This window comes from Catenovulum agarivorans YM01, assembly GCF_000281085.1.
Taxonomy (GTDB): domain Bacteria; phylum Pseudomonadota; class Gammaproteobacteria; order Enterobacterales; family Alteromonadaceae; genus Catenovulum; species Catenovulum agarivorans.
Map to the genome: position 1 here is coordinate 143376 of NZ_JH767531.1, position 13920 is coordinate 157295.

Below are 13920 nucleotides of genomic sequence, written 5' to 3' on the forward strand. Positions count from 1 at the left end.
TATTAGAGGGAAAAGTCGGGTTTTAGAGACGTGTTTAATAGTTAAAAGCAGTAAAGCAAAGGCTTGAGGAATCAAGGCGCTGTCAGAAGAAACACGAGAGCATAATTTTCGCAAAAACGCTGTAAATACGTCCTTGTACGCTCGCAAACGTCGTCCAAGACGTTTGAAGTTTTGCTCTAAATTATCGCTCTAGTATTTCTTTGATGGGTTCGCGCTGCTAGGCCGAAGTTGTGCAGAGCGTTTTGGCGAAAATTATGCTCTGGTACTTCTTCCATACTCTGAACATTCTAGCCCTGCCATGTCTTTGGTACACAGTTTCCTTTAGTCCGGAATTTGTAAAAAAACTCTTTCAAACAAACTTAAATTTGTTAGTTATTTTTATTCTATAAATCAATCACTAACAAATAAAACTTTAACAAAGTATAAATTTTATCCAGAAATGTTTTGACATTGTTGGAGAGGTTTGAAAGAATAAATGACAACGCTGTCATTTTTTTGGCGGCAAGCAGTTAAATAGGTGAGAAGCACAGTGGCGGATCAAGAATTTATTATCGGTGTTGACGGTGGTGGTACAAAATGTCGTGCTCGACTGTATAGCACCCAACAGGGTTTTATTGGTACAGGGTTAGCAGGCCCTGCAAACCCAGCCAGACATTTTGAATCAGCAATGCAATCTATCTTAGATGCATGCCAAGCTGCAATTGACGATGCTGTCTTACCTAATGTCACTTTGGCGGATTGCCATGTAGGTTTAGGTTTAGCGGGTGTGAATTTAGACACAGTCGCGGAAAAAGTTATGGCTTGGCAACATCCATTCAAAAGCCGTTTTTTAACCACAGATTTGCACATAGCTTGTTTAGGCGCAAACGACAATCAAGACGGTGCGGTCATTATTGTTGGCACAGGGTCTTGTGGTTTAGTCAGCAGCCAGCAAAAACAAGTTTTGTTAGGTGGCCATGGTTTCCCTGTGGGTGATTATGGTGGTGGTGCATGGATAGGTTTTGAAGCTTTGCGCTACTGTTTGCGCTCGCTTGATGGTGTTGCTGAATCTACCAGCATGAATCCACAAATCTTGCGCTTTTTTAACAGTAAAAACGCAACTGATATCGCTGAAATTATGCTAAACGCGCGCCCAGCCGATTACGCAAAATTGTCTCCCATTGTGTTTGATGCGGCTGAAGCAGGGGACGCTGCCGCAACTCACATTATCCAACAAGGTGCAGCACAAATATCTGCGTTGGCTCGCCAGCTTTTAAGCCATCAGCCAGAGCGTTTATCTATGATAGGTGGTGTGTCTTTACGTATTCAACCTTGGTTGGATAAAGACATTCTGCGCAGCATTCAAGCTCCAATATTTCAACCCGATTTCGGTGCAGTGTTTTTTGCATTGAACCAACTTAATTATCCTGTTCATTTCCGAGGTTTATCATGAACACAATAATGGAAAAAGAAGCATGCGAAGCGCCTAGCCGCATCGCAGCTCAACTTAACAACAACCGTGAAATAGCGGAAAAATTAGGCGCTATTTTGCGTCAGAATCCACCTAAATATGTTTATATTATTGGTCGTGGCTCGTCAGATCACGCTGGTGTATTTGCTAAATACTTAATTGAAATTGAAGCTGGTATTAGTGTGTCGCACGCAGCGCCTTCGGTCGCAAGTGTGTATAACAAACAGCTAGATTTATCTGACTCTTTGGTATTGTCTATCTCACAATCTGGCCGCAGCCCAGACATTTTGGCGCAGCTTGATATGGCGAAAAAAGCAGGTGCATTAACTGTTGCTTTGGTGAATGATGAAACATCACCATTAGCAACTGGCTCTGATTATTTATTGCCACTTGGCGCAGGTGAAGAAAAAGCGGTTGCAGCCACTAAAAGTTATTTATGTACTTTGTCGGCAATTACTCAATTAGTTGCGTATTGGACACAAAACCAAAGTTTGTTTGCTGCGCTTGAGCAACTACCGCAGCAATTAGAGCAAGTGATTCAATCGCCGGCACAATTAACGACACCCCAATTTAAACAGTTAGAAAACTGTGTGGTTTTAGGCCGAGGTTTGGGTTATGCGGTCTGTCGAGAAATTGCACTTAAACTTAAAGAAGTCTGTTCAATTCACGCGGAAAGTTACAGCAGTGCCGAGTTCGTACATGGGCCAATTGCTTTGGCAGGTAAAAAAATCCGCGCGTTAGAAGTAGATATTAACGACGAAACCCGCGAGCTACACAAACAACAAATTGCTGATTTAGCCCAGCGTGGTTCAAGCATTATGCATTTAACTCAAGTGGTTGAAGATTGTCATCCACGCCTTGCACCTTTATTGGCGCTACAAAAGTTTTATGTGGATATTGCAACAGTATCGGTTGAGCTTGGTTATAATCCAGACGCGCCAGTTGGATTAAATAAAGTTACACGGACCCAATAAAATGAAACAGTATTTTCGCCCCCATCGTTTATTTGATGGCAAAAGATTTGTTGAACAACCTATAGTCACAGTTGAAAACGGATTGATTGCAGACATTAGTTTTGACCAACCACAAGCAGAGGTTATTGAACTAGCTGGTTTATTAGCACCAGGTTATATAGACGTACAAGTAAATGGCGGTGGTGGAGTACTGTTTAACAATGTACCTGAGCTGGCAACGCTGCAAACTATGGTTGCTGCACATGCAAACTACGGTACAACCGCTATGTTACCCACCTTAATTACCGATGATATTGAGGTTATGCAGCAAGGTGCAGATGCGATCGCTGCAGCTATAGCACAGCAATTGCCCGGCATTTTAGGTGTACATTTTGAAGGCCCACATTTGTCGGTGGCTAAAAAAGGTGTGCATCCTAAAGAGCATGTACGTGGTATTAGTGAAGCAGAGTGGACTGTTTTTGCTCGGCAAGATTTAGGCATCAAACTGGTAACGCTTGCGCCTGAAACTGTCACGCCTGCTGAAATAACTCGGTTAAAAGAATTAGGTTGTATCGTTAGCGTTGGCCATAGTAATGGCTCGTATCAACAAGCTGCTGATGCAATTGCCGCAGGTGCTAGTGGTTTTACGCATTTATACAATGCCATGTCTCCGCTTAGCAGTCGTGAACCCGGTGTGGTTGGCGCAGCATTAACCGCTGAACACACCTATTGCGGCATTATTATCGACCATCATCATGTGCATCCGCAGGTGGCCAAGCTTGCGTTTAAATGTAAAGGCGCAGACAAACTTGTGTTGGTAACTGATGCAATGGCTTTAATTGGCAGTGAACAAACAAACTTTGAGTTATTTGGCGAACAAGTTGAGCTAAATGGCGACAAGTTACAAATTGCTACAGGCCAATTAGCTGGCTCGCATTTATCTATGCAACAAGCAGTGCAAAATTGTGTTAACGACTTAGAGTTATCACTTGCTGATAGCTTAAATATGGCGAGTTTAACCCCTGCAAATTGGTTGGGTATTGCACAAAATTATGGCTCGTTAACCGTTGGGAAAAGAGCCGACTGGGTTGTGTTAGATGCACAATTAAACGTTATTCAATGTTGCATTGCTGGCCAAGCGCAACAGTTATTATCTAAATAAGTTGGGGTATTGTTATGCAGTTATCCATACTCGATTGGGCAATAGTGTTAGTTATATTGTCGTCTACCATGGTAATTGGTTTTGTTGTCAGTAAACGCGCAGCAAAAAGCAGTGCCTCATTCTTTTTAGCCGGACAAAGCATGCCTTGGTGGCTGTTGGGTGTGTCTATGGTGGCAACCACATTCGCGGCTGACACGCCTAACTTAGTTACCGACATAGTGCGTTCACAAGGTGTATCAGGCAACTGGGTTTGGTGGGCCATGTTATTAACTGGCATGTTAACCACTTTTGTCTACGCAAAACTATGGCGTCGTTTAGGTATAACGACTGACGTTGAGTTCTACGAACATAGATATACAGGCAAACCTGCACGCTTTTTACGTGGCTTTAGAGCCTTGTATTTAGGTATATTTTTTAACGTTATGATAATGGCTAATGTCACCTTAGCTGCGGTAAAAATTGGTAGTGTACTCTTTGGTATAGACCCAACTATGGTGATTATTTTTGCCTGTTTAATTACCGTTGTTTTCTCAACTTTAGGCGGATTTTTAGGGGTACTAATCACGGATTTAATCTTATTTGTTATAGCTATGGTCGGCTCGGTAACAGCGGCTTATTTTGCGGTATCACACCCTACAGTTGGTGGGGTTGAGAATTTACTTAGTCATCCTGCGGTTGTTGATAAACTTGCATTTGTACCTGATTTTTCTAACCCAGAAATGTATATGCCACTGCTTATTATTCCATTATTAGTGCAATGGTGGAGTGTATGGTATCCGGGCTCAGAGCCAGGTGGCGGTGGTTATATTGCCCAGCGTATGTTAGCGGCGAAAAATGAAAACCATGCGGTTGCGGCATCTGCGTTTTTTAATTTGTGTCACTATGCTGTGCGCCCGTGGCCATGGATTATAGTCGCGCTGGCATCCATTATTGTTTACCCAGATTTAGCCAGTTTACAGCAAGCCTTTCCAAACGTGCCAGAGCATTTGGTTAAAGACGATTTAGCTTATTCAGCCATGTTAACTTTTTTACCAGCAGGTGTATTAGGTTTGGTGGTTGCTTCTTTGGTATCGGCTTATGTTTCAACTATTTCGACCAGCTTAAACTGGGGCGCTTCGTATTTTGTAAACGACTTTTATGCGCGTTTTATTAAACAAGACGCCAGCGACAAACAACAAGTATTTGTTGGCCGAGTCGCGACTGTATTGTTGATGGTATGCGCAAGTTTAATGGCTTTAGTGTTAGAAAACGCGCTACAAGGTTTCCGCTTATTAATGACCATAGGTGCAGGCACAGGTTTATTATTCTTATTACGCTGGTTTTGGGGGCGCATTAATGCATGGAGTGAAATTTCAGCTATGGTCTTTTCATTCTTCTTTAGCATGTTGTTTGAATTCGGCCCATTTGAAGAATCAGTCGGCTGGCAAAAAATGCTGCTAAGCGTAGGTTTAACCACAGCCGCTTGGATTATTGTGACTTTACTGACTCAGCCTGAAAGCGAACAAACGTTAAATACCTTTTGGCAACGCATTCAGTTTAGCCGCGAAGAATTAACTAAAGGATTAGTTATAGCAGCAGTTGCAACTGTCGGTACTTATAGCGCGTTATTTGCAACCGGCGCTTGGTTTTATCAAGACTGGTTATTTGCCATGGGCATGAGTGCTGTGGCAGTGGTGAGTGGCTTTGTGACCTTCAAGTATGGGATTCGAGCTGAGTAAATGCACTAGGGCATCGGAGTATTCGCAGTTGAGCATAATTATCGCAAAAACGCTGTGAATACATCCTTGTAAGCTCGCAAACGTCATCCAAGACGTTTGAAGTTTTGCTCTAAATTATTGCTCAACCACGATATGAAGATATAAGTCGCTAAATTTTTAAACGAGTTTTCATTTGCGTTATGTGTGTGTTGGCCAGCTTGCTGGCCTTTTTTTGTTAGCTATTTAGTAACCAGTACAATCAGTTGCTGTACTGTGATCACACCCATCACGACCAATGTATTTTTGTGTTGAGTATTCGTCAGCTGGTAGTTTATCTAACGTCATATTGTTGTCGGTTAGCATTTCAACATAGTCGATAAAACCTTGTGCGTACTCAGTGTAAGTGTCGACATAATTGCCGGCATTAAATACTGTACCAAAAGTGGTATAACCGTCTTGGCCACTGGCGATAAAGTCGTTAGTTACCACTGTATATGTCGCTGAGGTATCAATTGTTGTCCAACTTGCCGCGACACGTGAATTCACTTCAACATTGCTTACGCGGCTGCCTTTAGTGGCTGAAGCGTCAACATCAAAACGCAAACCCGCAGCGTAAGGGTATGAACCTGTTGAACCATTGTTGTCTAGTGCATTTGATAACGCATCTTCCAATACATCAATAATTTGCTGACCTGTCATATCTAACGTGACTAAGGTATTTGAGAAAGGTAACAAGGTGAAGGCATCAGCAATTGTATAGTCACCTGACGCAACATCGACACGAACACCACCACCGTTTTGAATACCAATATCAGCAGTTGGGGTGACCATCATAAAGGCTTTGGCAACAAGGTTAGATATATCACTACCATTTGCGTAAGCGGCTGACGCATTACACAAACTTGAGCGAGCCTCACCAGGGAAACGTTCTAAACATAAATCCGCCGACACACTGCCAATGATAGTTTGTTTTAACACATCAACTTGTTGGTCGTAGCCAGCTAATAGTGCAGAGGTTGTGGCATCAGCTTGCATTACCTTAATTTCTGAATGGCTCGTCAGTGCTTGCGTAACTAAGTCCATATCTTGGCCAGATAATGTGCGATCTTCACTATCGCTAAATTCATATACGTATTGTTCGCTAATTGGCATAATAGGTTCACCTTGGCACGATGTTACTTTACCGTATTTATCAAAGCTCACCGCTAATTTACCCATAACATGTGCGTATTCCCAAGCTTGCACAACACATACTTGATTGCCTGCTTTGTCGGTTACACGAGTTGGATATTCAGCAATTGGGTTAAAACCTAAATCACTAAAAGTGGAGTCCCCTAATAATGTGTGTGAGTCACCGCCAACCACAACATCTACACCCGTTAGGTTAGCAACCAAAGCCAAGTCATTTTCGTATTGGTAATGTGTCATTAAAATAATTTTGTTAACGCCCATATCTGTTAATTCATCGATATAGTGTTGTGCTGTTGTTGTTTCATCCAAAAACGTAGTGCCATCATCCGGTTGCGACGAATTTTTTGTTTTGCCTGCGATATCTATACCGATAATGCCAATTTTTTCACCTTGTTTTTCAACTATGGTATACGGCTGGATATAACCATTTTTAAGTGCTGAATCGGCCGCTGGTACAACGTTTGCTGCCAGTGTAGGGGTAACACAATCGCTAGAATTAAGTTCATCTAAGAAGTTTGCTAAACCAGCATCACCATCGTCAAATTCATGGTTGCCCAAAGCAAAAGCATCGAAACAAACTTGGTTCATAACGGCCGCGTCTACTTCGCCTTTATACAAGCTGTAGTACAAAGTACCAGTGATGGCATCGCCTGAGTGTAGCTTCAAAACGTTGTTGCTGTTTGCCGCTTCTTGATTAAACAAACTGACTAACATAGGGAAACCACCGTAGGTTACCTTTACTTCATTGATTGCCGCGTCACCATCTGCTTTCGCGGATAAATTTAAACCTGAAACATCAAAGTCAAAATCATCTGCTGCTATGTGTGAGTGATGATCATTCATGTGCAAAATTGTAATGTCGATAGCTTGTGCTTGCTGCTTGTCGTCATCATCGTTTGTATTTATATCGATACTGCAGCCAGCTAACAAAGCCGTACAAGCGGTTGCTAATACGCTTAACTTAAATAAGTTTTTCATTGGAACTCCATGCTAATTTTTATGCTGTAGTTGAACGTCAAAGGTGATGCTAAGCGCTGAATAGGTCTTAGAAATTACACAAATATGAAGCTATGTTGACAGTTATGTGGTGGGATTTTCGGTTTGTGTTGCTTTCCTTTTGTCGTTATAATTAGCGTCAAGTGTCGCTTGGCTGGGAGGTTTGTATGCAGGTTGCAGAACGTGACTTTATTAAAGTAGTGAGTAACGGCAAGTTAACTACTCACTCAAATCCATTTGATGAAATTAATGTCGCTAATACAGGTTTAAGAGTGGTTGGTGTAGACCACCTAAGTAAAATGCTGCATTGGGACATGCCTGTTATTGCCAATGCAATAGGCACAACGACCCGCACGTTAGAGCGATACCGCAAAGATAAAAAGCCCCTGAGTAAAAATGTCAGTGAGAACGCTTTAGAGCTTGCAAGGCTATCAACTCATGGTATTGAATATTTTGGCAGTGTCGAACGTTGGAATGAATGGTTAAACACCCCAAATATTCAGTTTAATAACAATCCACCGAAGTCCGTGATTAACTCAATTAGGGGACGGGAGCTGATTAAACGAATAATCAATGGCTTAGCACACGGGTTTGCTGCATAGTGTTGTGTTACAGAATTGCGCCCGCTCAATTTAATAATGTGAATAATGCTTTATCTGGTGTGGGTGGTCTTTACGCTGAAGGGCGATGGCATTTTATTGGCAACCCTGTGGTTTACAGTGCCAGCTCTCGAGCTTTGGCAATGCTCGAAAGGTTGGTCAACGACTCCACTGATATTCTCAGCACCAATTTGTCTATATGTACCTTTTTAATACCTGATTCTATTGCTATTGATAAGCTCGAAGTGGGAGATTTGCCACAGAATTGGGATGACCACCCTTATATAAATGATACACAACAGATTGGCTCCCAATGGTTGCAGCGGGGTGAATCTGCTGTATTGCAAGTACCCTCAAGTTTATGTGCAGACGAGCATAATTTCATCATCAACCCCGTGCACGCTGATGCCGAAAAAATCACTTGTATCGATTGCAAAGCATTTCAATATCCTAATCGGCTTGCTGCCAAATTGTAGTTAGTATGCGGTAGGCATTATTTAAAAGGACGATTTAATGAACTACCAACTACTCAAAGATAAGCAAAGAACAATTCGTGATGGTTTTTCAGAAGGGTTAGCGCTTAGAGTGCACAGGGCATTGAGCTGGTTGCATAAATCTGAACTGTGTGATGACGACCTAGACGCCCACTTTATCTTTTTATGGATAGCTTTTAACGCTGCGTATTCACAAGAGTTAGACCACAACAAGCTAACCGAATCACAAAGTTTTGACTTGTTCCTTAACAAAATCTTTCAGTTAAACCAAGACAAAAAAATCGACCAATTACTCTGGAACGAATATTCCAGCAGTATACGCCTACTTATTAACAACCAATTTGTATTCCAACCTTTTTGGGATTTTCACAACGGCAAAATTAGCCAACAAGACTTTGAAAGTAAGTTTACCGCAGCCAAACAAACGGCTAACCGAGCTTTGGCTAATGAAGACTCGCCCAAACTGTTAATGGTAATTCTGTCGCGTTTATACACATTGCGTAACCAATTAGTACACGGCGGCGCAACTTGGCAAAGCTCAGCCAACCGCGAACAATTGCGCGATGCGGTCAATTTTTTATCGAAATTAGTGCCGATAATTATCGACACTATGATGGATAACCCGAATACCTTGTGGGGTGATGCGTGTTATCCGTTGGTGGCCGGTTGAGGTACAGCACAATTTAAATAGTTATCTAATCCACTGCCTTTCTGGATTAGTAGCCTTTTGTTGTCATCGCAGTTATGGCTGATATCAAAAGGTACAACCCACAATTTGAGTTGCTTATTATCATCACTGGTAAAATCGAAACTATGCTGTAATGGTTCTTCAAAATCAGTTTGTTTTGGATAAATTAACACCAAAGTTCCGTGGCCATTTAGATATTTTTGAGCATAAGCAAACATTTGATAAAAGTCAGCTTGTGACAAACCATATTTATCCGTGCCGTTATTTTTGTTTTGGTCGAGCAATTTCCACTTGGTATCTAAAACCACTTGAGTGACGCTTTTTTTGGAAAGCTCAAGTGAACACGCTTGTATCACTAAATCGGGTTGCAAATTGAAGTAGTTAGCGCCGTTATGCTCTACTAATGACTTTTCGCGAGTTTGGCCAATTAGTTTGTTATCATCTGTTTTTATTTGCTGATTTAAGACATGCCTAACATAAGATTCAAATAAAACTTCCGAACGAAATAACAAAGATGAAGCGTGATTTATCCCTTTTGTGGTCAGTGGTGAAAAACCTTCCAATATCAACTTAGCCCAAGCTAGTGGTGCTTTGTAATATTGCATGCCACGGTCAAGTTTTAGCTGCAAGAAGTCATTTTTGATATTTTGACTCAGTGGTATATCCGCAAAAGCAAAAGTCAATTCACTCAATAACTTCTGGTTTTTAAGCGAGCGAGTAAATTGTTTAACTTTGACCAATGTGCTATGTAACAAACGATTAGCTGGGCGGTCAGGCTCAAATTCATCGTATTCAACAACAAATTTGTGTTGGTTGATAAAGTTTTGTTTCATTTGTTGGTTAACCAACAATTTACCTTTTAAAAAATACAAATTGTCTTGTTTGTTGACATAGTCACTGCGTAAACCTCGTTTGATTAATTGATTAACCGAGGCTAAAAACTCACTGATAAATACCTCAAGTAATGGCATTTGTATTTGTTCAATATTTGCAGTGCTGCTTTGGATAGATTTGAAATCAGCTAGCGTAGCAAGCATGTTTAGCAGTGCTGCTCGCGCGTCAGCGTTACCATCATCACTTTGCGCTCGGCTGGCTGTTTTTGGCAATACTTCTATTTGTGTGCCATCTGGGGTGAATATCACCCCTAGATAGTTTTTAACCTGTACTACCTCAATAGTACCAACCCTTTTATTGCTCAAAAAGCGCGATTCCGACTCTTGGCACTTGCACAATTCAACTAGATAGTCGAAAGCGGTGGCGCTAATTTGGGTGAAATTATCCCCGCCACTTACCTTTTCTTTGGTTAGATAGTTAAATTCGTACACAACATGGTGGTGTTTGATCATTTAACTATTTGCCTCCAGACGTTCTTGAACTACGACAGGAGCTGTTTCATTTTCGATATTTTTTACCGAGCTTGACGTAACTTTTGGAGCATAAATTGCTCGATATGCTTGCGGATTTGCCCAAACTTTTTCTGAAAAAGGCTGTAATTCATAAGCTTTGTCTGGTTGGTTAAATGTATTATTAGTATTTAAATCGTCCCCAAATAAAGTATTAAAGTCGTTGTCTTTTTCTCTGGTAAATTGCAGCTCAGAATTGGCTTTTTGATTGTCACCCAAAACCAGACGAATTTTGTTCCAGTCTTCAAAAAAGTATTCTTGTAGTAACGGGATAATTTTGTTTTTAAACACAGCAGAAAGTTCAGTTAAAGCCTGCTCATTGCTCAGTTTTTTATCTTCTAGAATATCTTTTATCGGCATAAAAAACGCGTGACCCAATGTATGCTCCCTGTCGTACAGGGCCTCTATTCGATCATTTAGTTTTCTTAATAACATCGCTACGTCGATTACACAGTTGTTGGTGTTTATTTTTGTGTCTTTTAATTTTGAGTAGTCTGGCATCATTTCAATAAAATCAAAGCGGCGGCGTAATGCCGTATCCATTAATGCTAATGATCTGTCAGCGGTATTCATAGTGCCGATAATGTATAGGTTATTGGGCACAGAGAATTTAGGATCGCCCGCATCAGAATAAGGCAAGGTGATTTCAATACATTCGTCTGCACCAAAACGTTTTGATGGCTCTATTAAGGTAATGAGTTCACCAAATATTTTTGAAATGTTGCCGCGGTTAATTTCGTCGATTATTAAAACGTATTTGTCGGGGTTCTGGTTTTCCTGCGTTCCCTCTAATTTAATCCCTTTAGATTTTAGAAGCTCTAACACAGAGCCAACCGTTAATCTTGACAATGGGTAACAGGTTGCTTGGGTTAAACCTTTTCCATCATTTATCGATTTAATTTCAACAGATTTACCTTTGTGCAACCAATGGACTTGTCGTTGGTGCTTATAATCAGGTGCGCTTGGAATTCCTTTTGGCTCATATTTGTAGTCTCCAGTAACAACACCAATTGCGTTAACGCTAGACGAACTGTCAATACACATTACTAGATCACCAATCTTCATTTCTTTGGTGAAATTATTTACTGAATTCTGATTGTTTTTGCCGAGTGTTCTTAACTCGGTTGAGTCTACGTTGGTATTTAGATCTCCTAGATCTCCCCAACCTATAGCGGCTAAGCCATTGTCAAGGCAGTATTTTTTACTCGAGTTGTCTTGAGCGCTTTCAATCGATAGTTTCCAAATCTTAGCATCTGGATTTATTTGGTCATTAAGTTGCCATCGGGCATTATGTGCGGCAGTGCAAATGCGCTTAAATATGCCGTCTTTCTTTTCGTAAACTAATTGGCCACTTTCACTTTTCGCCGTTAAACCCTCTACAAACTCTTCATAGCCATAACTTTGATGGAAAGTAACAAATTGAATTTGCCCATTCGCGACTAGCTCAGCGTATTCTTTCTTTAGCGCTTCACGGTTATCGAAATTGTTAGAGTGTGGGTTAATGGCTTTAACTGCAGCCTCTATGGTGTGGTAGGTTTTACCTGTGCCTGGTGGTCCGTATAAGACTTGGTTTAATGGTGCTTTCAACTCGTTGTAATCTCCAACATTATCTTCTTCTGATGAATTCTCTCGATCTTCTGTTTCTTTTGGATTTAATCGCTCACCTTCAAACTTTTCGCGGTAATTTTCGACTAGGAATTTTAAAAACTCATTGTATTCTTGGGTTCCAACCATTAAACGAGCTTTAAATTCAGGAGCAATATTTGGATTCTTTCTAGCTATATTTCGATTAAGTCTGATGGATACGTTGTCATTTCCTGAAAATTCAATGATTACGACTGGCGCATTCTCTTTTCCATCTATTTTACCACAGCACAAGACAAAGCCACTTTGACGAACGTAAAAGTCACACTGAGGGAAAATTTTTCTCAGATCTAGGTAAACTTTTTTTAAATTTTGTTGCTTAATTTCCGAAAATTTTAAGATTTTTTCTATATGGGAAGGCTTAAAATGCTCGCTAAAAAATGGATCTAATTTATCATCTTTATGTTTTGCATAATCGTTTGGAAAGCAACCTTGCCCATTCAACAAGTTTTTCGCCTCGTCATTTTGTGCTAACTCCTGTAGTTGAGCTATAAAGGCTTGCACTTGCTCACCATCACCCAAATAGTATCCTCGAGCCTTTCCATTAATTTTTTCATTGATTCGATTTACTTGTCCTCGATCTCGATTGTACGCAATAAAAAAACCTTTATTGTTGGAGCTTATTCTAAAGAAATTGACAGCTGCTTTGTCTCTTTGCCCCGATTGTGGCATTGGCTTTATACCTATCGATAAATTCAATCGATTACTGGCAAGTTTTGCTGTGTATATATCTGCTTTTGGAAACTGTTCTTTTACAGCATCTATTATGCTGTTAAATCCGTGTTTCTCTTCGTTTGTCATTGTATTGAGTATTTCAATAGAAATGTCACAGAGAGTAAAATTATTAAACTTGTCCATTGTTTTCCTTAAGTTGAAGGTTTATTTCATTTGGGCTTCGATGCGCGTTAAGGGCTAACTTGTTGGTTAAAATAGAAATATAGACCGAACTATTCGATCAAACAACAACTTAAACTATTTAGATTCGCCCTTACTCGCCGGCACACCCAGTTAGGGGTGATTAGCTGTACTTTGCCCATGGCAAATATCACTAACTGCCATATTTGCTGAAAATTATTAAAAGTGGCTAATATTATAGAACCTTGTTTAATTTCTGTGGTAACAGGTATTTGATGATATTGTAAATAGTCGCTTATTCGCTCAATTGCACCCGTGCAAACTAACTCTACTTCAATTTGTGTAAGCGTGGTTTTGTCGTGTGATGCTGCTAGGTTTGTCGCTGTAATATTGACTATATCGTTTAAGCTTAACCAGTGTAACTTGGTACCTAAATGGCTCAGGCGAATATAATATTGTACCGCTTGTTGTTGGTAGTCTACCTGCCAAACTTCGGCGTTGGGGTAGGTAACTTGTTTGTCGGCATTGTTTTTGTCTATGGTTAAATTTAGTGTTAGTTCTATTTTGGTTTGTTTAACTAAAGCGAGCAGTAACATAGCTTCTTTTTGTTGCTCACCACTGTATGCATTTAATTTAGTTTTCTTGTCGCTGGCTTGTTTTAATACTGTTTCGGCAACACTAAAGTAGTTTTGTAATGGCAGTAATATTGACTCTGGCAGGTGTTTTTGCACCACTTGCTTAACTAACATAAACTGTACAGCGGTGTTAAAGGGCATATTGGCTGGGGT

General features: G+C 40.6%; 11 protein-coding genes. 7 read left to right on the forward strand and 4 right to left on the reverse strand.

Annotation, left to right across the window (positions count from 1 at the left end; all coding sequences use genetic code 11):
* The first annotated feature begins 529 nt into the window (after positions 1-529).
* Genes nagK through WSC_RS0114705 form a run of 4 tightly spaced genes read left to right on the forward strand, consistent with a single transcriptional unit; the run spans position 530 to position 5283 of the window.
* Entirely contained in the window at positions 530-1432 is a 903-nt protein-coding gene (gene nagK / locus WSC_RS0114690; RefSeq protein WP_016956706.1) for an N-acetylglucosamine kinase, read from the forward strand.
* Positions 1426-2424, forward strand: a complete 999-nt coding sequence (gene nagB-II / locus WSC_RS0114695) for a glucosamine-6-phosphate deaminase NagB-II (protein ID WP_026016867.1) — start codon at positions 1426-1428, stop codon at positions 2422-2424. The genes nagK and nagB-II overlap by 7 nt, the downstream gene beginning before the upstream one ends.
* 1 nt (position 2425) lies before the next feature.
* Positions 2426-3565, forward strand: a complete 1140-nt coding sequence (nagA, locus tag WSC_RS0114700) for an N-acetylglucosamine-6-phosphate deacetylase (RefSeq protein WP_016956708.1) — start codon at positions 2426-2428, stop codon at positions 3563-3565.
* 14 nt (positions 3566-3579) lie between these two features.
* A complete protein-coding gene (locus WSC_RS0114705) occupies positions 3580-5283 on the forward strand; it encodes a sodium:solute symporter family protein (protein ID WP_016956709.1) in 1704 nt (567 codons plus the stop codon).
* 222 nt (positions 5284-5505) lie between these two features.
* On the opposite strand, the gene nadN is transcribed toward WSC_RS0114705, so the two are convergent.
* Positions 5506-7431, reverse strand: coding sequence for an NAD nucleotidase (nadN, locus tag WSC_RS0114710; RefSeq protein ID WP_016956710.1), 1926 nt, complete (start codon positions 7429-7431; stop codon positions 5506-5508).
* A 185-nt stretch (positions 7432-7616) separates the two neighbouring features.
* On the opposite strand from nadN, the gene parS reads away from it, so the two are divergent.
* The 3 genes from parS to WSC_RS0114725 are packed head-to-tail and all read left to right on the forward strand — an operon-like array spanning position 7617 to position 9212.
* The gene (parS, locus tag WSC_RS0114715) at positions 7617-8051 is read left to right on the forward strand and encodes a type II RES/Xre toxin-antitoxin system antitoxin (RefSeq protein ID WP_016956711.1); all 435 of its coding nucleotides are present in this window, start codon (positions 7617-7619) and stop codon (positions 8049-8051) included.
* Complete coding sequence (locus WSC_RS0114720; RefSeq protein ID WP_016956712.1) at positions 8051-8524, forward strand: RES family NAD+ phosphorylase; 474 nt, start codon at positions 8051-8053, stop codon at positions 8522-8524. The genes parS and WSC_RS0114720 overlap by 1 nt, the downstream gene beginning before the upstream one ends.
* Positions 8525-8561: 37 nt before the next feature.
* Positions 8562-9212, forward strand: coding sequence for a HEPN domain-containing protein (locus tag WSC_RS0114725; protein WP_016956713.1), 651 nt, complete (start codon positions 8562-8564; stop codon positions 9210-9212).
* Here WSC_RS0114725 and WSC_RS0114730 read toward each other — a convergent pair.
* The 3 genes from WSC_RS0114730 to WSC_RS0114740 form a co-directional block, all read right to left on the reverse strand.
* Positions 9191-10576: an McrC family protein gene (locus tag WSC_RS0114730; protein WP_016956714.1), complete on the reverse strand. Its 1386-nt coding sequence runs from the start codon at positions 10574-10576 to the stop codon at positions 9191-9193. The genes WSC_RS0114725 and WSC_RS0114730 overlap by 22 nt on opposite strands.
* Positions 10577-13135: an AAA family ATPase gene (locus tag WSC_RS25330; protein WP_016956715.1), complete on the reverse strand. Its 2559-nt coding sequence runs from the start codon at positions 13133-13135 to the stop codon at positions 10577-10579.
* A gap of 89 nt (positions 13136-13224) precedes the next feature.
* Positions 13225-13920 (reverse strand): hypothetical protein (locus WSC_RS0114740; RefSeq protein WP_026016868.1); only part of this gene is annotated, 696 nt, incomplete at its 5' end.